This is a genomic window from Tenacibaculum larymnensis, from assembly GCF_028829235.1.
Classification (GTDB): Bacteria; Bacteroidota; Bacteroidia; order Flavobacteriales; family Flavobacteriaceae; genus Polaribacter; species Polaribacter larymnensis.
The window spans coordinates 360,556-386,523 of sequence record NZ_JAIWJY010000002.1 but is presented as its reverse complement, the minus strand read 5'-3'; the positions used below and the strand labels follow the sequence as shown (position 1 = coordinate 386,523).

Genomic DNA, 25,968 nt, shown 5'->3' with positions numbered 1-25,968 from the left:
TTAAAAAATTATAAAATGAAACATAATTTAATAAAAACAGTATTTGCTCTTACTGTAATTACAACATTGTTTAGTTGTAGTGATGAGCTACTAGATAAAACTCCTACGGAATTTATTAATGTTGATGATACAGGTAAATCTGGAGCGCTTAATCCTGTTATTTTAGAGTCAACTCTTAACGGAGTTTACTCTATGATGATAAATGCCTTTACAGGAGGAACCGAAGACCACAGTGACTTTGGTCAAAAAGGTTATGATATTTACACCGATTTCTTATCAGGTGACTTAGCATTAACAGCTAATAACTATAATAGATATGGTGATTTTGCAAATTTACAATCAACTTTAGATCCTTCTAACTTAGATAATTACATACCTTGGAGATATTACTATAGAGTTATAAAATCAAGTAACTTAATTATTCAGTCTCTTGGAGGTAATGATGTTACGCCTGAGTCTGAGAGCGCAAAGTATTCTTTAGGGCAAGCAAAGGCTTTAAGGGCTTACGCGTATTTTTATTTATCTCAATTATATCAACGAGAGTACGATGGAGCAGAGGCTGTACTTCCTTTATATAAAGAAGTAGCTGCTGTGCAACCTCAAGCTCCTATGAGTGAGGTTTTTGATTTAATCATTGATGATCTTACACAAGCTATTACTCTTTTAGATGGCTTTTCAAGAAAAGGTAAAGCTATTATAAATCAAGATGTTGCTAGAGGGTTACTTGCCTATGCATATGCTGCTAAAGGCGATAGTGCTTCAAATTTAGAAGCAAAAAAATTAGCAGATCAAGTAATTGCAGCTGGTTATCCATTAATGAGTGCGAGTGAAGTTACTGGTGGTTTCAATAATATAAATACACCTGGTTGGATTTGGGGATTTGATATTACTTTAGCCAACGGTTTAGACTTAGTTTCATGGTGGGGGCAAATGGATGTGTTTACATACAGCTACCAGTGGGCTGGTGATAATAAAGGTATTGATGATCTTTTATATGCAGAAATAGACGATAATGATATTAGAAAAACACAATTTGATCCAGCTAATAATTGGCAACCAAGAAATAAGTTTTATAACGCAAACAGAGTAATTGGAGGTCAAAGAAACATTGAAGACGATTACGTATTCATGAGAGTTGCTGAAATGTATTTATTATCAGCTGAAATGGCTGCAAAAGAAGGTATGGTAGCGGATGCTAGAACATCTTTAAAAGAAGTTCTTTCAAGAAGATTTTCTAACCCTGCTGACTACGCTTATGTAGATGGTCTTTCTGGTCAAGCTTTAGTAGACGAAATTATCTTACAAACAAGAATTGAATTATGGGGAGAAGGTAAGAGTTACTTATCTATGAAAAGAAATAAGCAAATGATGACTAGAGGTAATAATCATGTTTTTCTTTCAGGATTATCTATCCCTCATACTGATGAAAGGTTAACGTATCCTATTCCTCGTGCTGAAGTTCAAAATAACCCTTTCATTGATTAATAAAATAAAACTAAACTATTCTCTCTTCTTATCGAGAGAATAGTTTACTATAAATTACTCAGCTAATTATGAAAAAAATTTTAAAATATTTAACCGTTTTATTTATTGCATTATCTTTTACAAATTGTGAAGACAGCAATGAACCTATTAATATCAACTACGTTGGTTTTGAAGCTATAAATGCCAAGTATAGTTTTGGAGTTGAGATAGACTCAGAAACAACTAAGTCTATAAACATACACTCAACTAAAAGTTCTAGTTCTGATAGAACTTTTAATATTACTGTTCTTGAATCGTCAACAGCTGATCCAAACTCTTACTCTATTCCAAATTCAATTACTATTCCTTCTGGAGAAAAATCTGGTAGTATGAATGTTACAATCAAAGATTTAAACATTAGTCCTACTGGTGAAAAAATCTTTGTTAGATTAGATGCTACTGAAGGTACGTATGTTGGTGAAACGATGGAGATTAATGTATATCAAGTATGTTCTCTTAATGAAGTTATATTAAATATTGAATTTGATGACTATCCTGAAGAAGTTTATTGGAACTTGAAAGATTCTAATGGTACTATTTTATACGAAAGCGTAACTCCATCTGCATTTGGAGCTTATGATGGTATGGAAGGTAATTATACCCAATCACTTTGTTTACAAGATGGTGATTATACTTTCTCTATGCTTGATGGTTATGGTGATGGTGCAGGTGCTTATTCATTAACTTATAATGGAAATACTATAAAAGAAAGTGATGGCGATTATGGAGAAGGTGAATCTACAGCGTTTACTGTTCCTAACTAAAATTATTTTCCTCAACTTAAAAACCACCTCGAAATGAGGTGGTTTTTTTATACCATAAAATCAACTACATTTGCAGCATGGAACAAAACACAAACATATTTGGTATTAGAGCCATTATTGAAGCTATAGAAAGTGGAGCTTCTATTAATAAAGTATACCTTCAGAAAGGCTTGAGAGGAGACTTATTTTTTCAATTAGATAAGCTCTTGAAAAAAAATAAAATTTCAACCAGTGTAGTTCCTACAGAGAAATTAGATCGTTTATCTAAACACAACAACCATCAAGGTGCTGCTGCTAAGATTTCTCCTATTGACTTTTACGATTTAGAAAACTTAATAGAAGAGACATTAGAATCAGACAAGACTCCCCTATTCTTATTATTAGATCAAGTTTCAGATGTAAGAAACTTTGGAGCTATTATTAGAACTGCAGAATGTACTGGTGTTAATGGGATTATTATTCAAAAGAGTGGTAGTGCTCCTGTAAATGCTGAAACTATCAAAACTTCAGCTGGGGCTGCTTTTAAAGTACCTATTTGTAAAGTAGATCATATAAAAGATGCTATTTTTCAACTAAAAGCTGCTGACATTAAATTAGCTGCTGCTACTGAAAAAACTGAAGATTCAGTTTTTGATGTTGATTTTAATCAACCTATTGCAATTGTTATGGGGTCAGAACACAAAGGAGTAAGTAACTCTGTTTTAAAAATGGTTGACTATAAAGCTAAATTGCCATTACTAGGAGAAATAGAATCTCTTAATGTATCGGTTGCATGTGGCGCATTTTTATACGAATCCGTAAGACAACGTTTATAATATTTTAAATCCTATCCTGCTTAGTGCAGGATTTTTTTATTCCTCTTCTTTATAGATGTAACGGTAATTTATTTCCTTCAATTCTACTTCTTCTTCAATAATTGGCGGGACATAGTTACCATCATCATCAAACATATCATCAAATTCTGTTTTGGTGAATTCAAATCTTTCCTTAACTATTCCTTTATTTCTATATAACAAAGCTAATACTACTCCTGTGATTAATCCTGATAAATGACCCTCCCAAGACATACCTTCTTTAATAGGTAACACATACCAAACCATGCTTCCATATAAAAAAATAGTAATAAATGAGACAGCTACTAATCTATAATTCTTTTTTATTATCCCACTAAAAAGCACAAAACTAAAAAGTAAATACACAATTCCGCTAGCTCCAATATGGTACGACTCTCTTGCAATTATCCATGTTAATAATCCAGTTATAACTCCTCCATACACCAAAACTTTTACTGCTACTTTTCTATAAAAATAAAAAAGACATGCTGAAAGCACAAATAACGGAACAGAGTTATTAAAAAGATGATTAGTATCACTATGAATAAAAGGAGAGCAGAAAACGCCTTTTAAGCCACCAAAATTTCTTGGAAACACTCCAAACTTGTTAAAATTCCATCCAAATTTTATTTCTAACCAGTATACAAACCATATGGTAAATACAAATAGAAGTGGAATTGTAAAGATTGTCGGAGAAAATTTTAGTTGTTGTTCAGTTTTCATAATGCTGAAAATAACAAAAATAAATCCAAAGTAGTATTTATGAACTTCTGTCATAAATCTTTGCTATTTTTACATTATGAATCAACCTTTGGCAGAAAGAATTCGTCCACAAAGTTTAGGTGACTATATTAGTCAACAACATTTGGTGGGTGAAAATGGTATTTTAACTAATCATATTAAACAAGGAATTATACCCTCTTTAATTTTATGGGGACCTCCAGGAATTGGTAAAACTACTTTAGCAAATATTATTGCAAATGAATCTGGACGTCCTTTTTATACTCTAAGCGCTATTAGTTCAGGGGTAAAAGATGTTCGTGAAGTTATTGAGAAAGCTAAAAAAAGTGGAGGACTATTCACTCAGAAAAATCCAATTTTATTTATTGATGAAATTCACCGATTTAGTAAATCACAACAAGATTCTTTATTAGGTGCTGTTGAGAAAGGTTGGGTAACTTTAGTTGGTGCAACAACAGAAAATCCAAGTTTTGAAGTTATACCTGCCCTACTCTCTCGATGCCAAGTGTATATTTTAAATTCTTTTGATAAAAATGACTTAATTGCTCTTTTACATAGAGCGATGGAAAAAGATGAAATTATTTCTCAAAAGAAAATCAATTTAAAAGAAACCGATGCACTACTTCAAGTTTCTGGTGGTGATGCCAGAAAACTTCTGAATATTTTTGAGTTATTGGTCGCTGCTGATGATGAAATTGAGGTTACTAATGAATTAGTGTTATCTAAAATTCAAAAAAACACTGTTCGTTATGATAAGACTGGCGAGCAACATTACGACATTATTTCTGCCTTTATAAAATCTATAAGAGGTAGTGATCCTAACGCTGCTGTATACTGGTTAGCACGAATGATTGAAGGAGGTGAAGATGTGAAATTTATTGCTAGAAGAATGTTAATTGCTGCTTCTGAAGATATTGGTAATGCAAACCCTACGGCTTTGATTCTAGCCAATAATACGTTTCAAGCTGTTTCAGTTATTGGTTATCCCGAATCAAGGATTATTTTAAGTCAATGTGCTGTGTATTTAGCTAATTCAGCTAAAAGTAATGCTTCATACATGGCAATTGGTGAAGCGCAAAATCTAGTTAAAACAACTGGAGATTTATCTGTTCCTCTTCACTTAAGAAATGCTCCTACTAAACTAATGAAAGATTTAGACTACGGAAAGGAATATCAGTACTCGCACAACTATGCGGGAAATTTTGTAAATCAAGAATTTTTACCTGATGAAATAAAAAACACTAAATTGTACGAACCAGGAAATAACGCTCGGGAAAATCAATTTAGAGAATTGTTAAAACAACGTTGGAAAGACAAGTATAATTATTAAAAAAAGAGAGTTTTACAAACTCTCTTTTTATACTTTTAAAATTTTATCTGATATTGTTTTTCAATTTTATCACCTTTATTATAATATTCAGCAAACCAAGAATTTCCGTTTTTGTATAAAATTCCGTTTTTTTCTTTAATTACAAAAACATCCTTTACATTCGTTTTTAATACTTGAAAAACAACCTCTGGTTTCATGTTTACTAATTGAAATCCATTAGCTACAGGCTGTGCAAATAATCGTTCTTTAGTATTTCCTGATTTCTCAACAACCTCAGGTACTTTGCTTTCAACTACAGTTGGCACGACAGTTACCGCTGGTACTTCTTTACCTTTAGTTACAACATCTTCTTGTAACGGAACATATTTATACTTTAATACTTGTATTGATTTAAAAGCATTGCGAATAGCTTCATGATAAGCCTTTTTATAATCTTTTTCTTTACTTCTTCCTTCTTTTGAAGTAAACACCACTTTGTTATAACAATCTCTTAATTCTACAATACTTTTTGTTGTAAACATACTCGAATCATCTGTAACTAACCCTGTCAAAACTAAACATCTATTGTTTACAGTCTCTTCTGGTAATTTTTCATCCTCTAAAAAAGCGGTAAATCCGTACTTGTTAAATAAGAATTTAGTCAATGAACTTGTTTGATATTTATCTTTTCCTTTTACAAAATCAAACTTGCTAGGTACTATTACGTATTTATAATTATTGATTGACTTTTGTGCAAAGCTTGCTGTTGTTATAAATAACGCTATTAAAAGTATTTTTTTCATTTTTATTGTTTTTATATAAGTTTAGCTTTAAACCTATAAATATTTTTTTAACTCTACCAAGGTACTTACTCGTTGTCCTTCGGTACCTTTATTTTCTTGTGAAAAATGAATAGCTCTCATACCTGAGTTTATCGCCCCTATTATATCTGCCTCATAACTATCTCCAATCATAACCGATTGATGTGCCTTTGCTCCTGCTTTACCTAATGCAAATTCAAAAACTTTTGGGTTTGGTTTTTTAACTCCAACACATTCTGAAGTTATTATTTCTCTAAAAAATGTATGAATTCCTGATTTTTCTAATTTCAAATTTTGTACTTCTTTAAAACCGTTTGTAATTATATGCAAATGATACTTTTTCTCTAAATATTGTAAAACCTCTATAGCATCATCAAACAGATAGTTGAAGTTAGGTAAATAACGAATGTAGTCTTCTGATATTAGATTAATTAATTTATCAGAAACTGTATACTCTAAGCTATCAAATGTTTCTTTTAACCTATGATATCTTAGTGCTGATTTTTCTACTCTATCTTCCCTATACAGTTTCCAGTATTTTAGATTCACAGGAATATACACTTTCAAAAAATCATGTATTGAAATATTAATTTTTTGTTCTTCAAAAATCTGTTGAAAAGTTAGTTTAGAATTTCTATCAAAATCCCATAACGTGTGATCTAAATCAAAAAACAAATGCTTTATTTCCATTTCTTCCCTAAACATTTCCTACTATTTTAAGCATTGAATTATATAGTCTATTCCATCCTCTCCATCTTAAATAGTTACTCAAACTTTCATTATGAAACACCGTTATTAAAGTACCATTTACTGCCTTTACTTCATTTTTTAAATCTCTAATTTTCCCTAAAGATTGCTTTGGCGTCAACTTCATATAATCGTTTAACGTTGTATCCATCAAAGCAAACGGGAATATTTTTAAGGGTGTTTGAATTTCAAAGTCTAAATCGTAAAAGTAAAAAGGTGTACAAGTACTTGCACGGAATCCCACATGCGTTGCATACCCCATAGAGTAATCCTCCTCTATTTCTAAATCTATTAACTGTTGATAGGTTTCAGGTAAAGACACTCGTAAATAATGTTGTCTTGATCGTTTAATTGGCATATTCGTTATTGCCTCTAAACGCTCTTTTTCTTTTTTTAACATTATAGCATCATTCATCGTGTAATATGACGGGTGTAACCCAACACGAGCATAATCAACCATATCCTTTATTAATAATTTGAATTTTCTTTTTGAAGCTGACACATTGGTATCAAATGTAGTATAATCACCTATTAAAAAGAAAAATATGGTTCTTACATTATAGGTTTTCTTTAATTCAATAGCTTTTTCAAATGTATCAAAAGGATCTTTTTTAATATTAAAAAGTACAGCAAATCGATCCCAAATAGTAAAAACCTTGAACTGAGAAGCATCCTTTAGGAAACCTCCAATGGTTCTTATAAAACTTTTATGCTTATATGCATAAGCATTATCAACATCAATTGTAGATATATATTCAAATTTCCTTGTTGTATGTTCAAAATCAGGGAATTTTTGTTTCAAAGTCTCCAAAAATTTATAGCCCCAAATATCAACTAAGGGTTTCTCTAAAAACCCATTTTGATAAGCTATACTTTCACTTGCCGTAAAACGTCCATGTTTATCTTTTATATGTGGTAAATATTCTTCATACCTTGAAACTAAGAAGAAGCTAGCAGCAAAAATATCAAACGGAATTTCAGAAGCTTCAACAGCTGGAAAGAAACAAGGAACTTCATCCCAATTTTGAATTACTATCTCTACATCTTTAATTCCTTGCTGGAACAGCAACTCATTACTCTGAACAAAAAACTCCTTTCCTAAAGGAACATTTGTATATGAAAACTTAGGTCCATTATAAGCTACAAACTCTTCTACCTTACCTGTAAAATCAATTTTAACTTGTAAAATACGAGTAAAAATATGTTTAAAAATATAACGTACTCTTGGAGTAACTTTGTGAGTGTAAATAAGTATCATAAACATTAACTAGTAATCGTAAAACGATTATAAAATTCCTTCATCTGCAAAGCTAAAATAAGCTTTTTCAGTAACTATTAAGTGATCTAATAATTTAATATCTAAAGTAACACCTGCTTGTTTTATCTTCTCTGTTATATCAACATCTGATTTACTTGGTGATAATTTTTCTGAAGGATGATTGTGACAAACAATTATTCCAATTGCAGAAAGCTCTAAAGCTCTTTTATAAAGCAACCTAACATCTACCAATGTAGCTGTAAAACCACCTTTACTTAACTGATGTTTTGCTAATACTTTATTTGAATTATTGAGGTACAATACCCAAAATTCTTCATACTGCAAATCTCCTATAAGGGGTTGCATAATCTTTGCTACATCTTTAGAACTCTTGATTTTTGGCACGGTAGCTCTTTCTTCAAATTGCCTTCTTTTCCCAAATTCTAAGGCTGTTACTACCGATATTGCTTTCGCCTCCCCTATTCCCTTAAACTTCATCAATTCCTCTACCGATAACTTTGCTAATACATTTAGATCATTATTTACTGATAGTAATATCCTTTTAGCTAAAGCAACTGCACTTTCATCCCTGTTACCTGAACCTATTAAAATAGCGACTAGCTCAGCGTCTGATAATACTGTTTTTCCTTTAGACATTAGTTTTTCTCTTGGCCTATCATCTAATGCCCACGATTTAATAGAAATCTTATTCATATTTATTTTCTTTTTCACAGTCTTATAAAACTATTCATATATAAATTTAGTCTTTTAACTATGAGTCTTTAATTACTTTTTCTTATAGATTTATAAATATAATTCATTTTTTGCACAACCAAAAGAAGCACAGTATCTTTGCACTCTATCTTTTTTAATTTTTAATATGAAGATTATTATAGCCGGGGCTGGAGACGTTGGTTTTCATTTGGCTAAACTCCTTTCTTACGAAGCACAAGACACATATGTAGTCGATTTTGATGGTGAAAAATTAGAATATCTAAACAATCATTTAGATGTTATCACCAAAAAAGGAGACGCTACCTCTATAAAACTATTGAAAGAAATAGGTGTAAGCTCTGCCGATTTATTATTAGCAGTAACTGAAAGTCCTAATACAAACTTTACTATTTCTGTAATAGGTAAAGCATTAGGTGTAAAAAAAACAATTGCTAGAATTAGTAACCCTGAATTTTTAAACAATCCTTGTATTAATTTTAAAGATTATGGTGTAGATTTTATGATTTCTCCAGAAGAGTTAGCTGCTGAAGAAATTAAATCACTACTTAACCAATCTTCTTTTAACGATACAGTTGCCTTTGAAAATGGAGTTTTTAACATAATGGGAACAACTCTTGGGTATAAATCTCCTATTCTTGATCTAACAGTTAAGGAAACTAAAGAAAAATTTTGTTTAGTAGACTTTATAACCATTGCTATAAAACGTGAAGGAACTTCTCAAACAATTATTCCTCGTGGAGATACTGAGTATAAAATAAATGATCAAGTATATTTCTCTGTTCCTAAATATAGTATTGATAAACTATATCCTATTATCGGAAAAGAATATATCGACATTACAAATGTGATGATTTTAGGAGGAAGCCGTGTTGGAAGAAAAACAGCGAGAAAACTTTGTAAAGATAATTTTAAAGTAAAGCTAATAGAAAAAGATAAAGATAAAGCTTTACAACTTGCTGAAGACCTACGTAATACATTAGTCATTTATGGTGATGGTAGAGATTTAGAATTATTAGAGGAAGAAAGTATTAGAGAAATGGATGCTTTTGTGGCAGTTACTGGAGACTCTGAAACTAATATCATGTCTTGTTTAGTAGCAAAATCTAAAGGTGTAAAAAAAACAGTAGCTTTAGTGGAGAATATGGATTATATTAATATTTCTCAGACTATTGGTATTGACACTTTAATTAATAAAAAGTTAATTGCTGCAAGTAATATTTTCCGTCATATTAGAAAAGGTGAAATAGTAGCTTTAGCCAACCTACATAATGTTGATGCTGAAGTTTTTGAATTTGAAGTACATCCTGGAGCTAAAGTAACTCAAAAAATAATTAGAGAATTACGTTTTCCTAGAGAAGCTATTATTGGTGGTGTAATTAGAAACGGAGAAGCCTTAATGTCTTTTGGTGATTTTCAAATGCAAAGTGGTGATAAAGCCATTGTTTTTTGTTTACCTGAAGCCATAAATATTGTAGAAGACCTATTCAAGTAATGGAAAGCCTTAACCTTAAATTAGTTTATCGTTTTTTAGGAGTTACTGCCATCCTGAACGGATTATTTATGTGGCTTGCTCTACCCTTAAGTTTTTATTATGATGAGTCAGCAAAGTTAGGAATATTAAATGCTGGTATTATTACCATTGCAATTGGATCTTTGCTATTTTTTTTTAATAAACCTGATAATAAAAACATCCATAAAAAAGAAGGATACCTTATTGTTACTTTAGGATGGCTTACTCTATCATTTACAGGAATGCTTCCATATTTACTTACAGAAAGTATTCCAAGTGTTACCAATGCTTTTTTTGAAACAATTTCAGGGTACTCAACAACAGGGTCATCTATTTTAACAGATATTGAATCTATTCCAAAAGGTATTTTATTTTGGCGTAGCTGTACACACTGGATTGGTGGTATGGGAATTATTGTACTTACCATAGCTATTTTACCTTTATTAGGTATTGGAGGTATGCAACTTTTTATGGCAGAAGCCCCAGGACCTTCTGCTGATAAACTACATCCAAGAATTACTGATACAGCTAAACGTTTATGGTTAATTTATGTATTATTAACTGCTATTGAGTTTTTATTACTAAAAGTAGCTGGAATGACTTGGTTTGATGCTATAAACCACGCTATGGCAACCGTTAGTACAGGTGGGTTTTCTACCAAAAATGCTAGTGTAGCTCATTGGAATGGAACTCCACTTATTCAATATATCATTATATTTTTCATGTTCATCGCAGGAACTAACTTTGTACTTACATACTTTGCTTTAAAAGGAAAAGTTAGAAAAGTTATCCAAAGTGAAGAATTTAAATACTATTTCTTCGGAATTATTGGAATATCTACCATAGTAGCTTTAATGATTATCTTCTTTCAGGATTCAAACCTACAAACCAGTATAGAGCATCCTAAAGTATGGGGTGAAGTAGAAAGTGCTATAAGACATTCTTTATTCTCTGTTATTTCTGTAGTAACCACAACTGGTTTTGTTACAGCAGACTTTACTATGTGGAGCTTTTTTGTTACAGCTATATTTTTCTCTTTATTTTTCTTAGGAGGATCTGCAGGATCTACATCTGGAGGAGTAAAAATTGTTCGTCACATTATTATGTTGAAAAATAGTTTTTTAGAGTTTAAAAAATCGTTACACCCCAATGCAATAATACCTGTTCGTTATGATGGTAAAGCTGTAAACCAGACCATTATATTTAACATACTTTCGTTTTTTGTACTCTACATGCTCATTTTCATAATTGGTACTGTTGTTCTAGCCCTTTTAGGTTTAGATATAAAGTCTGCTTTAGGTGCATGTGCTTCTTCATTAGGAAACATTGGACCTGCAATAGGTAGTGTTAGTCCTGTAGATAACTTTAACCATTTATCAGCAGGCGCAAAATGGTTTTGTTCTTTTTTAATGTTAATTGGTCGTTTAGAACTATTTACCGTATTAATTTTATTGACTCCATTTTTTTGGAGAAAAAACTAACTTAGCTAACACACTACAAATAAATAACATTTCTCCTTAAACGTATATACCTTAAAAATATACGTTCGCATATCAATCAAACACGCTTAAACAATAGAATTAAAGTTTAGTTCTGTTTGTCTTTAAATTTGATTTTAGAAAACAAATATTCAACATTTAGTAATTTCACGAGCTTGTACCAACACTGTAATCAACAAATAATTAAACAGTTATACGAAGCATATTGTTTTTTTTACTAAATTGTTGTTCTAAACATTAACTACTAAACTTTATTATTTATGGATCCATTTATCGGAGAAATTGTTATGTTCGGAGGAAATTTCGCTCCAAGAGGTTGGGCGTTTTGTGATGGTCAATTATTAGCAATATCTCAAAACACAGCTTTATTTTCAATTTTAGGCACCACTTACGGAGGTGACGGAAGAACAACTTTTGCTTTACCTGATTTAAGAGGTAGAGCCCCAATAGGACCTAGAAATGGTCCTGGCTTAAGTGATTATAGATTAGGGCAAAGAGGAGGTGTAGAAACGGTTACCTTAAACATTACTCAAATGCCAAGTCATAATCATGCAACTCAAAATAACACAGCAGCTGACCAACATATTCAATTAAGTGCTGATGCTGGTATTCGTAGTACTCCTCAAGCAGGAGATGTCCCTGCTGGCGCAAGTTTTGGATCTGGTATTGGTGCAACACCTGTAAATGCTTATGGGCCAGCTAACAATACTGTTAATGGGCAAACTATTAGTGCTAACGCTGGTTTAAATATACTTAACACAGGTGGAAACCTACCACATACTAATGTACAGCCTTATTTAGCTATTAATTATATTATTGCTTTGGTAGGTATTTTTCCTTCTAGAAATTAACTTATTTACTACAGTTCACTTATAAAATAAAACTCTAGTGGAAATCATTAGAGTTTTATCTATAAAATAGCTTTAATATTTATTAACCAATCATATACTAAATAAAATGAGACATTATTACTTCAAACTCTTTTTGAATGCAATTGTTTATTCTGTGCTATTGTTCGCAAACAACCAATTAAGAGCTCAAACTCCTAGTACTATGGAATTTGGTTCATCAACAGCAATTTTAGCTACTGGTACAGATCCTAGTGCAGATCAATCTGCTAGTTCTCTATTAAACAACTTTGATATATCTAGTACATCAAATGGAAATATTACTCTTGCCTTAGCTACAAGTGGAAATGGAGTCGGTACTAATGCAATTGGTGGAGCTACTGATGCTGTATTAGCTTGGGCCGGTAATGGTAGTTCAGCAGTGTCTTCAGCTACATTATCAACAGATAGTGGTGGTGAAGTAGGTATAACATCAATTCAATTTGCTTACGAGCAAGCTGTAGGCGGTACTATTATTGATTTTACATTCACTGGTAAAAAAAATGGTGTTGTAGTTGGTACGCTTAGTTTAGTATCACCTACTCATAATTCTGCTATAAGTATAGACTTTACATCCCCTACAACTGGTTCATTTTCTGATATTGACGAATTAATTATCACACCTGATACTGAAATTTTTGGAGGATTCTCTATAGATGAAATGATAGTTACGTCTGCTGTTTCAAATACAGCTCCAGTAATTGGAGGAACAACTGCTGGTCAAAGTGTGAATGATAATAGTACAATTTCTCCTTTTTCTAGTATTACAACCACAGATACTGATGGAGATAACTTATCAGCAACTATTACTTTAGATAATAATGCAAAAGGATTATTAACAGGTACGGGACTTTCTGGTAGTGGTCCTTATACTATAGCTACTACTACACCTACTGATTTACAGTCAAAACTAAGAGCTTTATCTTTCAACCCAACTGACAACAGAACAGCTACTTCAGAAACAACCACTTTTACAGTAGTTATTAATGATGGTACCACTGATGATACGGACAACACTACAACTGTAATTTCAAATGCAGTTGCACCTACTGTTTCTAGTGTGAGTGTACCTGCCAATGCTACTTATGTAACAGGGGAAAATTTAGATTTTACCGTAAACTTTGATGAAAATGTAACTGTAAATACTACAGGAGGAATACCGCAAATAGCTATTACTATCGGAGCTACCACACGCCAAGCAACTTATATTAGTGGCAGCGGAACAAGTTCTTTAGTTTTTAGACACACAATTCTTACAGGAGATCTTGATACTGACGGTATTGCTGTTGGTTCGTTAGCTGCAAATGGAAGCACTTTAAAAGATGCTGGAGGAAAAGATGCAAACCTGACTTTAAATAGTGTAGGTTCTACAGCCGCTGTTTTAGTAGATGCTGCTGCTCCAACTGTAACAAGTGTTAGTGTTCCTGCAAACGGTAATTATCTTACAGGTCAAAACTTGGACTTTACTGTAAATTTTGATGAGAATATAATTGTAAATACTACTGGGGGAACTCCTCAAATAGCTATCACTATTGGAGCAACTACACGTCAAGCAGTCTACCAAAGCGGAAGCGGAACTAGTGCCTTAATTTTTAGATACACAATACAATCAGGTGATTCAGATACTGATGGTATAGCTGTTGGTACATTAGCTGCAAATGGAGGGACGTTAAAAGACGATGCTTCTAACGATGCTGTTTTGACATTAAACAGTGTAGGTAGTACCACCAATGTTTTAGTGGGTATAGAAACCGTAACTTGGTCAGGATCTACTGATAACGATTGGAATACAGCATCAAACTGGAGTCCTAGTGTAGTTCCCCCAACCAATGCTAATGTTATTGTACCTTCTAGTTTAACAAACTATCCAACGGCTTCATCAGCTGTTACTTTTAATTCATTAACAATTAATAACGGAGCTTCATTTATACCACAAAGTACTGTTACTGGTACTGTAACTTATAAAAGAAGTTTACCAACTACAAACTGGTACTTAGTATCACCTCCTGTTGCTGGTGAAACTTTAGAAGATATTATTGCTAACCATACCTTAGCTTCCGGAACTGGTGGTAACTTAGGATTAGCTCCTTATAGTAATATTACTGGAGACGCTTGGTTTTATGTACAAAGTGGTAATACAGGAACAATAACTAATGGAACAGGTGTTTCTATTAAGTTAGCTACTCCTGGCGATGTTTCAATCAGTGGAACAGCAAATACTTCTAATATTGCTAAAGCTATTTCTACAGGTAGTAGAACTAATTACAACCTTGTAGGGAATCCGTATACATCTTACATTAACTCTGCTAATTTTGCAGCTGCGAATACAGCTATACTTACCGAGGAAACTATTTGGCTATGGAATGGCTCACAATATATAACTAAGAATGCGATTGATGACATAGAAATTGCTCCAGGTCAAGGATTCTTTGTGGAAGCTGCAGCAAGTAACAATCTTATCTTTGCTTTCTCTAATCAAAGTCATCAAAATTCAGATACATTCATGAGGCAAGAACCTATTCCTTCAATTGAATTATCTGTTAATAATAACGATATCAAAAGATCTACAAAAGTTTTTTATGCTTCAGGAAAAACTAAGGGATATGATAGAAGTTATGATTCAAAAATGTTTGGAGAAGATACTTCTGACTTAGCTGTTTTTACTGAGTTACTAACTAATAACCAAGGAAAACAATTAGCTATTCAAACCTTACCAAATAATGATTATGAGAACATGGTAATTCCTGTTGGTTTAAGAGCTTTAAGCGGTGAAAAGGTAACTTTTTCTATCAATACTAAAAATATACCAGCAAATCTTAAAGTATATTTAGAAGATAGAATAAATAACGTTTTTACTGATTTATCTGAGGAAAATTATACTACTACTCTTAACAAAGATTCAAATAGTATTGGACAGTTCTATTTACATACAAGTTCAGAAAAGCCAACATCAATTATTGAACCTTCTTTAGATAATATTAGCATTTACAGCTCTTCTAATAATGAAATAACCATTACTGGTTTACAAACAGAAGCGAATATAGCTGTATATTCAATCTTAGGTAAAGAAATTATAAATCGAAACATAATTTCTAACGGAGTTAGTAAAGTAAGTATCCCTAGCGTAGCTACCGGAGTATACATTGTAAAACTAAATTCTAATTTAGGAGAGGTTTCTAAAAAAGTAATTTTAAAATAAGTAAGCTATCAAAATCGAGCAATCATGAAAAAAGACATAAAAAACACTGATAAAAGTTCTAAAGACATTACTCGTAAAGAGGCTATAAAAAAAATAGGGAGTTATGGTAAATATGCAGCTTTAACAGCATTAGGAACTTATATGATCTTAAATCCGCAAAAAGCACAGGCACAGAGCCCTGAAGATCCAGGACTAGATTTTTAATATCAAAAAATTATTTCACTCTAAAACCTCGAGAATATCTCGAGGTTTTATTACTTTTATAAGTACATGACTAATAAACAAATAGAGAATAAGCAAGTTATTTGGTTTCAAGACAATAATGAATATCTTGTTGTAGCCCCCTTGATAGCAGAAACACTATCTCTTTTAAATAAAAAAATTGACAAACAAGAAATTATTAATCAAGTAATAAAGCAAGTTAACATACCTTACCAACAAGCAGTAGAACTTGTTACTGATATTGAATCTTTACTTATTTCTTCAGAAAATAAAAACGATAAAAAGCTAATACCTGTAACTAAGCCTAAGACTTTTGAAGTTGTAAAATACTATAGCATAAATAGTTTATATTTTAAAGTAAGCTATGCATCTAATACTGAAGCCTTTTTAATACACCCAAAATTTGCTCATTTAGAAATTCAGGAAACAGTCAAAACACACCATCATTTTGAAGTGTATAATGATTCTAAATCTATTTCTTTTTCTGTTGACGATAGCCTTATTGGTACATGGAGTTTAAAAGAAGTACATTACTTCCAAGGAAAATTCTCAATGGAACTAGTGCAAAAAATACATCAAAAAAATGAAAATGAATGGATAGGAGTTTTTCATGCTTCCGCAGTTAGTAAGGACAATAATTCTATTTTATTTTTAGGTGATTCTGGAAATGGAAAGAGTACTTCATTAGCATTATTACAAGCCAATGGTTTTACTTGTTTAGCCGATGATTTTGTACCTATTGATAACTCTTTAAATGTACACAGCTTTCCTTCTGCCATATCTATTAAAAAGAATAGTTTAGAAACACTACTTCCAATTTATCCTGAATTAAAAACATCTGCTGAATATCATTTTAAAAAGCTAAATAAAATTGTTCGCTACTTACCTACAAATAACCATGATTACTCGCTAAAAACTCCTTGCAAAGCTCTAATTTTTATTAAATATCAAAAAGATAGTGACTTAATCATTAATAAAATTTCAAACATTACAGCATTCGAGCAATTGGTTCCTGATTCTTGGTTATCTCCATTACCTCAAAATGCTGAACTCTTTTTAGATTGGTTTGAAAAATTACCTTGCTACCAACTAACCTATTCTAATAATGAAAAAATGATTGAAACAGTAAAAAAAATATTTGCGAATGAATTATAAAGAAACATTATTATTTATTAGTAAGTGTTTAACTATAACCCATGAAGAAAAGAATCGAAATTTAGTTGAACAAAAAATAAAATCCGGTTTAGTCGATTGGGATGCTGTTGTAAAATTAAGTACAACTCACTATGTTTTTCCCGCATTATATTGCAATTTAAAACGTGCTGATTTATTACACTATTTACCTGTAGATTTAGTCGAGTATATGAAACATATTACTGACTTAAACAGAGAACGTAATCAACAAATTATTGCAGAAGCAAAAGAAATTAATGAACTTTTACTTTCAAACAATATTACTCCTATTTTTTTAAAAGGAACAGGCAATTTATTAGAAGGCCTATATGAAGACATTGCTGAACGTATGGTGGGTGATATTGATTTTTTAGTCAATCCAGAAAAGTTTAAGCTTACTATTAATATTCTCAAAGAAAATGGGTATAAAGAGAAGACTTCTGATTATTTAGATAATACAGTTTTAAATAGGCATTACCCAAAAATAACCAAAAAAGAAAAAATTGCTGCCGTTGAAGTACATTATAAAATGATTACAAATGAAAAAGGATTCGACTATAATTTTGTTGAAAATAGCCTAAAAAAACTGACGAATAGCATAAATATCCTTTCGTATGAAAATCAAGTTCTTTTAACTTGTTTTAACAAGCAAATTAACGAGAAAGCTCAATGGACTAAAACAATCTCTCTAAGAAACTCTTATGATCTTTATATGTTATCTAAAAGAGCTTCGATTAAGACAGTTTTAAACAAGTTTTATCATTCTGAATCTGACTATTTAAAAAACTTTCTTGCTATTACTAATTACATTTTTGGTTCTCCTAAATCACTCGAATATATAAAAACACATAAGACTGAGAGCTACATCAAAAAAGTACTTTTTTTCATTAACAACCCAAAAGAAAGTGCTGATAACAAAAAAAAATGGGACCTATATTTTTTATATAAACACCGCTTTTTTTTTATTTTAAAATCTTTTTATTTAAAAAAGTATAGAAAATATTTATTTGATAGATTTTTTAATCAACCAAAGCCTTAACCTCATCAAAATCTAACCCTCCGTAGTTACCAGAACTCATTAATAACAAAGCTGTATTTTCAAGGTTCTCATTGAATAAAAACTCTTTAAACTTTTCTGGTTTTGTATAAATAATCAAATCGTCACGTTCAAACGCTTTAGCTATTTGTGCTGCTGAAACTTCTTCTAACTGTTTAATTTTTACAGCGTGTGGAGAATAAAAAACCACTGCTTTATCTGCCTTATCTAAAGCACCTTTGTATTCTGATAAAAACTCAGCATTTAAGCTCGAATAAGTATGTAGCTCTAAACATGCTAACAAAGTTCTATTTGAATATTGATCTTTAACCGCAGCAGTAGTTGCTTCAACTTTAGATGGTGAATGTGCAAAGTCTTTAAACACAACTGTTGAAGAGTTTTCAGCAATCTTTTCTAAACGCTTACTAGCTCCTTTAAAACTAGCTATTGCCTCATAAAATTCATCTTCATCAACCCCCATATGCTGGCAAATCCACTTTGCCCCTGCCAAATTTTGTAAGTTATGTTCTCCAAAAATTTCTAATGGTAAATCTCCTTCTTCAGTTTCCAAGTAAGTAATTCCATTATCAATAAAACATTCAGGAGTTTTATAAGGGTATTTTTTTATTGGATGATTTGAACTTTCAACAACCTCTTTTAACACCTCATCTTCCTCATTATACACCATAATTCCACCATTCGTCAAAGAATCAGTAAAAATTGAAAATTGTTCTACATAATTTTCAAACGTTGGAAACACATTGATATGATCCCAGGCAATTCCACTTAACAACGCTATATTCGGTTTGTACAGGTGAAACTTCGGACGCATATCTATAGGAGAACTCAAATATTCGTCTCCCTCCAAAACAATAAACTCATTTTCTTCTGTTAAATGAACCATAGTATCAAAACCTTCTAACTGTGCACCTACCATATAATCCACTTCTCTATCATGATAATTTAACACATGTAGAATCATAGAAGTTATAGTTGTTTTCCCATGAGAACCACCTATAACCACTCGTGTTTTATCTTTAGATTGTTCATACAAAAACTCTGGATACGAATAAATTTTCACTCCAAGTTCTTGCGCCTTTAACAGCTCAGGATTATCTTTTTTTGCATGCATTCCTAAAATTACAGCATCTAAATCGGTAGTTATTTTTTCTGGAAACCATCCAAACACATCTGGCAACAAACCTTTATTTGCCAAACGAGTTTTTGACGGATCATGAATAGTATCGTCACTACCCGTAATTTGGTATCCTTTTTGTTGTAATGCGATTGCTAAGTTATGCATTGCGCTACCGCCGATAGCTATAAAGTGAATTTTCATAGTACTGTTATCTGTGATATAAGCCCCAAAAATACAAAACCAAGCGAGAATTTTAAGTATCTTTAAATCGAAACTCTTTAAATAGCTATGTTCACTCACTCAAATAGTACCTTTACAAACTTCAACTTGTAAAAAACCACTATTTTTTAGTGCTTTGTTCATATATGTATACTCACGACTAGTATCAAAAAAATAAGATTATTGAACTATTCAAAAAATATAAAATTTAGATAGATGAAAAGAATAACCCCCGTTTTACTGATGATTTTATTTTCAACATTAGTACACGCCCAAGAAAACTATAACAACCTGTGGGAAAAAGTTCACAAGTTTGAGTCAGAAAACCTGCCTAAATCTGCTTTAAAAATAGTAAACACTATTTACGATAAAGCTGAAAAAAGCAACAATGCTCCTCAAATTATAAAATCATTGTTTTATAAAAGTAAATACGCTCTAACTTTAGAAGAAAACGCACAATTAAAGATTATTGATGAATTCAAACAACAAATTAATAAAAGTAATTTTCCAACAAAAAATGTGCTAGAAAATGTATTAGCAAACTTATACTGGCAATATTTTAATCAGAACAGATGGAAGTTTTACAATCGTACTCAAACTCAACAAAAAGTTGATGAAAATGATTTTAGAACATGGGATTTGAATACGCTATTTGCAGAAATTCATTGCCACTATCAAAACTCTTTAGAAAATGAATCTGAACTACAAAAAACAGCTATTCATACTTTTAAAGATATTATTCAAATAGAAAAGGGTTCAAAAAAATACCGCCCTACCCTATTTGATTTTTTAGCGCATAATGCCTTAGAGTTTTATAAAACCACAGAAACCAACATTACAAAACCTACTTATCAATTTAAAATTGATGACGCTTTATACTTAAGTGAAGCTAACAAGTTTTCTGGATTAAACCTTACCTCGAAAGATGATTTATCATTACAATTTAATGCCTTGAAAATTTATCAAAAATTAATAAACTTTCATTTAAAAAACAATAACTTCGATGCCTGTGCTAATGTAGATATTCAACGATTACAGTTTGTTAAGCAACATATAACTTTAAATAACAAACAAGAGTTATTGTTACAAACACTTAAAACATCAGTTAGTAATTATAAAAACAATGAAGTTTCTGGATTATACAGTTATGAAATAGCCAGGATTTATAATCAACAAGCTGGATCTTATAAAGCTATAAAAAATGAAGAGTTTCGTTTTAAAAACAGAGAGGCACTTGCTATTTGTAAAAAGCTTATTGAACAATTTCCTAAAAGCTTAGCTGCTGAAAAATCTGAGCATCTACAACAACAAATCAAAACTACATCGCTAAGTATTCTTTCTGAAAAGTTTGTTCCTATTCAATCTCACTCTAGATTACTAATTACTTATAAGAATATTGATAAACTATACTTCTCTGCTTATAAAGTTGGGCATAAACAATTAGAAGAGTTTCAAAAGATTTACAAGGAAGAAGAACGCTTTAACTTTATAAAAAAACTTACAAAAGCTACTTCATGGAACAGTAATTTACGAAATGAAAAAGATTACTTATTACACACAACTGAAGTAGTTCTTCCTAAATTAACTCAAGGAAATTATTTAATTGTAACACATCAAAATACTACTTTAAACTCTAAAGATTTATATGCTACTGCTCATTTACAAGCAACCAATTTAGTTTTAGTTGAAAATAGCAATAATGGTATAAAAACTTACCAAATTGTTGATAGAAACAATGGAAAACCAATTAAAAATGCTGAGTTATTGTTACAAAACAAACAGCGTAGGTATGGAAAATCAATTCACAAAAAACTAACAACTGATAAAAACGGTTTTGCTTCTTTTAAAAGTGATGATAGTTATGGTAATGTGTATGTTACAGTTACATACAAAAACGATACTGCTATTTTTGGTAACTACTACCTGAATAAATATCAAAAACAAGTCTCTCCAACTGCAAATGATAGTTATACCTCTATAAAGCCTTTTATTTTTACAGATAGGAGCATTTATCGACCAGGACAAACTGTATACTTTAAAACTATCTTTATTAAAGAAACGGAAGACAACTCAACACCTTTTACCGATGAATTTGTACAAGTAACATTAAATAATGTTAACGGTGAAGCATTAAAAACACTAGATCTAAAGCTAAACAAATACGGATCAACTTCAGGAGAAATTATATTACCTAGTACAGGGTTAACAGGCGAATATTGGTTTTCTATTGATAAGAGTGAAAAGCAAAAAAGTACCTTTTATGATACTATAGATTTTGATTTTGAAAATGAAGACTATATTACTCGTATTTCAGTTGAAGAATATAAGCGCCCTAAGTTTGAAACAGAATTTAAACCTGTAACAAAAACCTATAAGTTACATGATAGCATTACAGTAAACGGATTTGCAAAAGCTTTTGCTGGATCAACTATTACAGATGCTAAAGTAGTATATCGCGTGCATCGTAAAGTACAATATCCTATTTGGTGGTACTGGCGTAAACCTCAGTTTACTTCAGAAGCACAAGAAATTACACACGGTGAATTAATAACCGATGCACAAGGTAACTTTTCAATTACATTTAAAGCCTTACCTGATGAAAGTGTAAACAAAGAAAATTTACCTGTTTTTGAATATGAAATCACTGCTGATGTAACCGATGTTAATGGAGAAACTCGCTCAGCAACCTCTATTGTAAAAGTAGGATATCATGCATTACTTGCTACAATACAAGTTCCTTCTACAATACATAAATCAAACAAGAAAGCAACCATTGAAATTTCAAGTAAAAACTTAAATGGAGAGTTTATTCCTGCGGAAGGAGGTATAAAAGTTTATAAACTTCAGGCACCTAAAAACCCGTTACGTAAAAGACCATGGGATACTCCAGATTATCAAGATATTTCAGAAAGTGAGTTTAGAACCTTATTTCCTCATGATGCTTATACTTCGGAAGAACAAAGTCCTCTAAATTGGAAAAAAGGGAAACTAGTATTTGAGCAAGCTTTCAATACACAAAACTCGAAAGAAGTTACGCTTACCAACTATAAAAAATGGATTTCGGGAAAGTATATTCTTATTCTAGACACCAAAGATGAGTTTGGACAAAAAGTTACCGACAAAGCTCATTTTACTATAATCGATCAAAAAGAAAAAAGTGTAACTGATAACCAATTATTCACGTACAACACAAACAAAACAACATACAAACCAAATGATATAGTAGCATTACAAATTGGTTCTGCCTCAAAAGATGCAACGGTTATAGTTCAAACAGAAAAAAACCACGCTATTGTAGAAACCAAACTTATTCATTTAAACAACAAACTTAAAACAATTGAAGTTCCTGTTACTAAACAAGATGTTGGTGGGTTTGTTATCAAATATTACTTTGTGAATTACAACAGTTTCGTTAGTGGAATAATTCCTATTTCTGTTCCAAATGAACAAAATAGCATTACTATAGAAACCAATACGTTTAGAGATAAATTACAACCTGGAACCCAAGAAACCTGGAGTTTTACCATTAAAAACGATAAAAACAACAAAGTAGCTGCAGAGGTGTTAGCGAGTATGTATGATGCTTCTTTAGATGAGTTTAAACCTCATAATTGGGAGTTTTCTCCTATCTCAACTTCTACATATTACTCTTATAGTGGTAACGCTAATGCTTATCAAAGTTTTGGTAATGAACGTTTCAGAGTTTTTAATAATAACTACCCTTCATCTTTTAAAACTCAACGATACGACCAATTAAATTGGTTTGGTTTTTACTTCGGAATGAATAGAAATATTCGTTTAAGAGGCTTAGCTATGAGTTCTAAAATGCAACCTTCACCTGAAAGAGAGATTGTTGAAGAAAAAGCTCTTTTAGATACTCAAGAAAACTTACTAGATGAAATGGTTGTGACCGCTCTAGGTGTAAAAGAGGAAAAAGGAAATAAAGTCTCTTTAGATGGAGTACAAATTCGTAAAAATCTACAAGAAACTGCCTTTTTCTACCCGCATTTACAAACTGATAAAGAAGGTAATATTACGTTTAGTTTTACCACTCCAGAAGCTTTAACACGCTGGAAATTGCAGTTACTAGCACATACAAAAGAATTACAGTCAGCTACCAAGACATTAACTACTGTAACTCAAAAAGAGTTGATGGTAATTCCTAATGCTCCAAGGTTTTTAAGAGAAGGAGATCAAATTACATTAAATACCAAAATAGCTAACATCTCTGATAAAAACTTACAAGGGACAGCGTTACTTATATTAACCGATGCTATTACAGGAAAAGAAATCAACTTGTTAGATAATTCTACGAAAAATCAATCTTTTAATGTTAATGCCAATGGAAACACCAATGTATCTTGGAACTTATCAATTCCTGACACCTATCAAGCAATTCAATATAAAGTAGTTGCAAAGGCTGGAGATTTTTCTGATGGAGAACAAAATGTATTGCCTGTTTTATCTAATAGAATGTTAGTTACTGAAACCTTACCTATGTGGGTTCGTTCAAATGAAACCAAAACATTTACATTAGATAAGCTTAAAAATCAAACTTCGACTACGCTCAGTCACCATAAATTAACGTTAGAAGTTACCTCAAACCCTGCATGGTATGCTGTGCAAGCTTTACCGTATTTAATGGAATATCCATACGAATGTAGTGAACAAACCTTTGCACGTTATTATGCAAACACACTCGCTAGTCATATCGCAAATTCAAATCCAAGAATACAAGAGGTGTTCAATACTTGGAAATCTTCAGATACTTTGTTGAGTAACTTAGAAAAGAATCAAGAATTAAAATCATTGATTATCCAAGAGACTCCTTGGTTACGTGATGCTCAATCTGAAACCGAACAAAAGAAGCGTATTGCTTTGTTATTTGATTTAAACAAAATGAAATACGAGCAACAAAACGCCATTAATAAACTATTGCAAATGCAATTAAACAATGGAGGATTCCCTTGGTTTAAAGAGAATGATAATCCTAATGTTTATATCACGAATCATATTGTTACTGGTTTTGGACATTTACAAAAATTAGGTATTGACAATAAAGATGATTCTTTACAGAAAATGCTTGTAGATGCTATTCACTTTTTAGATACTGAAATTGAACATACCTACAAGAAATTATTAGAAAGTGCTGAACGTATTAAAGCTGAAAAAGATCAAAAAAAATATACTGAGTACTTAAAGAAAAACCATCTAAACTATTTCATTATTCAGTATTTATACATGCGTTCTTTTTATACTAATATTGAAATTAACGATACAACTAAAACCGCTTTTGAATACTATAAAAGTCAAACAGCAACTTACTGGAAAGAGTTTAGTTTATACGGAAAAGGACAAATTTCCCTGCTACAGTTTAGAAATGGTAATACACAGATCTCTTCTAAAATTTTAAAATCTTTAAGAGAGAACAGTATTACTTCTGATGAATTAGGAATGTACTGGAAAGAAAATCAACCAAGTTGGTACTGGCACCAAGCACCTATTGAAACCCAATCGTTATTAATTGAAGCTTTTTCAGAAATTGAAAATAACACAGAAACGATTGATAACTTAAAAATATGGTTACTAAAAAACAAACAAACCAATCGTTGGAAAACCACCAAAGCAACTACTGAGGCTGTATATGCTTTATTATTACAAGGTAATGATTGGATCTCGGTAACTGATATGGTGGATGTGAAAATCGGAAAGCAAACTATCAATCCTTCTAAATTAGAAGATACAAAAATTGAAGCAGGTACTGGTTATTTTAAAACTTCATGGAATGGTTCTGAAATCACTCCTAATATGAGTACTGTTAGTATTTCTAAAAAAGGAAAAGGTATTGCTTGGGGTGGATTGTATTGGCAGTATTTTGAAAATTTAGATAAAATTACTTCTGCTAAAACTCCTTTACAATTAAATAAAAAACTATTTAAAAAAGTTAATACTAATACTGGTAAGCAACTCCAAGAAGTTACAGAAAACACACAGTTAAATGTTGGAGATTTAATTACTGTTAGAATTGAACTTCGTTCGGATAGAAATATGGAGTTTGTTCATATGAAAGATATGAGAGCAAGCGGAGTTGAACCGATTAACGTATTATCTCAATACAAGTGGCAAGATGGTTTAGGATACTACGAAAGCACAAAAGATGCTGCAACAAATTTCTTTTTTGAGCGTTTACCTAAAGGAATATATGTATTTGAATATGATGTTCGTATAAATAATGCAGGAAACTTTAGCAATGGTATTACAACAATTCAAGGCATGTATGCACCTGAATTTAGTAGTCATTCAAAAGGAGAGAGATTACTAATTAAATAAAATAACTATCTTAGCAACACATA

General features: G+C 31.4%; 18 protein-coding genes. 12 read left to right on the top strand and 6 right to left on the bottom strand.

The window, feature by feature from the left end:
• The first annotated feature begins 15 nt into the window (after window positions 1–15).
• From LCI24_RS04630 to rlmB, 3 genes are all read left to right on the top strand, one after another.
• Window positions 16–1,485: a RagB/SusD family nutrient uptake outer membrane protein gene (locus LCI24_RS04630; RefSeq protein ID WP_274639388.1), complete on the top strand. Its 1,470-nt coding sequence runs from the start codon at window positions 16–18 to the stop codon at window positions 1,483–1,485.
• Window positions 1,486–1,553: 68 nt separating this feature from the next.
• Entirely contained in the window at window positions 1,554–2,288 is a 735-nt protein-coding gene (locus LCI24_RS04625) for a hypothetical protein (RefSeq protein ID WP_099215295.1), read from the top strand.
• A 77-nt stretch (window positions 2,289–2,365) separates the two neighbouring features.
• On the top strand, window positions 2,366–3,103 hold the full coding sequence (gene rlmB, locus LCI24_RS04620) for a 23S rRNA (guanosine(2251)-2'-O)-methyltransferase RlmB (protein WP_274639387.1): 738 nt from the start codon (window positions 2,366–2,368) through the stop codon (window positions 3,101–3,103).
• A 36-nt stretch (window positions 3,104–3,139) separates the two neighbouring features.
• Here the strand turns inward: rlmB and LCI24_RS04615 are convergent, their stop codons facing one another.
• Window positions 3,140–3,898, bottom strand: a complete 759-nt coding sequence (locus LCI24_RS04615) for a rhomboid family intramembrane serine protease (RefSeq protein ID WP_313812959.1) — start codon at window positions 3,896–3,898, stop codon at window positions 3,140–3,142.
• A gap of 22 nt (window positions 3,899–3,920) precedes the next feature.
• Here LCI24_RS04615 and LCI24_RS04610 point away from each other — a divergent pair, with 22 nt between their 5' ends.
• Entirely contained in the window at window positions 3,921–5,192 is a 1,272-nt protein-coding gene (locus tag LCI24_RS04610) for a replication-associated recombination protein A (RefSeq protein ID WP_274639386.1), read from the top strand.
• Window positions 5,193–5,227: 35 nt separating this feature from the next.
• Here the strand turns inward: LCI24_RS04610 and LCI24_RS04605 are convergent, their stop codons facing one another.
• The 4 genes from LCI24_RS04605 to radC are packed head-to-tail and all read right to left on the bottom strand — an operon-like array spanning window position 5,228 to window position 8,711.
• Complete coding sequence (locus LCI24_RS04605) at window positions 5,228–5,974, bottom strand: hypothetical protein (protein ID WP_274639385.1); 747 nt, start codon at window positions 5,972–5,974, stop codon at window positions 5,228–5,230.
• A gap of 33 nt (window positions 5,975–6,007) precedes the next feature.
• On the bottom strand, window positions 6,008–6,697 hold the full coding sequence (locus LCI24_RS04600; protein WP_274639384.1) for a YjjG family noncanonical pyrimidine nucleotidase: 690 nt from the start codon (window positions 6,695–6,697) through the stop codon (window positions 6,008–6,010).
• Entirely contained in the window at window positions 6,690–7,997 is a 1,308-nt protein-coding gene (locus tag LCI24_RS04595; protein ID WP_274639383.1) for a polysaccharide deacetylase family protein, read from the bottom strand. Before LCI24_RS04595 ends, LCI24_RS04600 begins: the two co-directional genes overlap by 8 nt.
• A gap of 27 nt (window positions 7,998–8,024) precedes the next feature.
• Window positions 8,025–8,711, bottom strand: coding sequence for a RadC family protein (gene radC, locus LCI24_RS04590; protein WP_274639382.1), 687 nt, complete (start codon window positions 8,709–8,711; stop codon window positions 8,025–8,027).
• A 166-nt stretch (window positions 8,712–8,877) separates the two neighbouring features.
• Between radC and trkA the strand changes: the two genes are divergently transcribed.
• The 7 genes from trkA to LCI24_RS04555 all read left to right on the top strand — a co-directional run bounded on the left by trkA (window position 8,878) and on the right by LCI24_RS04555 (window position 18,261).
• Entirely contained in the window at window positions 8,878–10,224 is a 1,347-nt protein-coding gene (trkA, locus tag LCI24_RS04585; protein ID WP_274639381.1) for a Trk system potassium transporter TrkA, read from the top strand.
• Window positions 10,224–11,723 carry a TrkH family potassium uptake protein gene (locus LCI24_RS04580; RefSeq protein ID WP_274639380.1) on the top strand — a complete coding sequence of 500 codons (1,500 nt, stop codon included), beginning with the start codon at window positions 10,224–10,226 and terminating at the stop codon, window positions 11,721–11,723. Before trkA ends, LCI24_RS04580 begins: the two co-directional genes overlap by 1 nt.
• A gap of 278 nt (window positions 11,724–12,001) precedes the next feature.
• On the top strand, window positions 12,002–12,592 hold the full coding sequence (locus tag LCI24_RS04575) for a phage tail protein (RefSeq protein ID WP_274639379.1): 591 nt from the start codon (window positions 12,002–12,004) through the stop codon (window positions 12,590–12,592).
• A 106-nt stretch (window positions 12,593–12,698) separates the two neighbouring features.
• Window positions 12,699–15,827, top strand: coding sequence for a T9SS type A sorting domain-containing protein (locus tag LCI24_RS04570; protein WP_274639378.1), 3,129 nt, complete (start codon window positions 12,699–12,701; stop codon window positions 15,825–15,827).
• Between the two features lie 24 nt (window positions 15,828–15,851).
• Window positions 15,852–16,031 carry a hypothetical protein gene (locus LCI24_RS04565; RefSeq protein WP_124591181.1) on the top strand — a complete coding sequence of 60 codons (180 nt, stop codon included), beginning with the start codon at window positions 15,852–15,854 and terminating at the stop codon, window positions 16,029–16,031.
• A 66-nt stretch (window positions 16,032–16,097) separates the two neighbouring features.
• On the top strand, window positions 16,098–17,204 hold the full coding sequence (locus LCI24_RS04560; protein ID WP_274639377.1) for a phosphoenolpyruvate carboxykinase (ATP): 1,107 nt from the start codon (window positions 16,098–16,100) through the stop codon (window positions 17,202–17,204).
• Window positions 17,194–18,261, top strand: coding sequence for a nucleotidyltransferase domain-containing protein (locus tag LCI24_RS04555; protein ID WP_274639376.1), 1,068 nt, complete (start codon window positions 17,194–17,196; stop codon window positions 18,259–18,261). Before LCI24_RS04560 ends, LCI24_RS04555 begins: the two co-directional genes overlap by 11 nt.
• Here the strand turns inward: LCI24_RS04555 and LCI24_RS04550 are convergent.
• The gene (locus LCI24_RS04550; RefSeq protein ID WP_274639375.1) at window positions 18,242–19,597 is read right to left on the bottom strand and encodes a UDP-N-acetylmuramate--L-alanine ligase; all 1,356 of its coding nucleotides are present in this window, start codon (window positions 19,595–19,597) and stop codon (window positions 18,242–18,244) included. The two genes, LCI24_RS04555 and LCI24_RS04550, sit on opposite strands and share 20 nt — an antisense overlap.
• Window positions 19,598–19,831: 234 nt before the next feature.
• Between LCI24_RS04550 and LCI24_RS04545 the strand changes: the two genes are divergently transcribed.
• Complete coding sequence (locus LCI24_RS04545) at window positions 19,832–25,945, top strand: alpha-2-macroglobulin family protein (protein WP_274639374.1); 6,114 nt, start codon at window positions 19,832–19,834, stop codon at window positions 25,943–25,945.
• The last annotated feature ends 23 nt before the right edge of the window (window positions 25,946–25,968 follow it).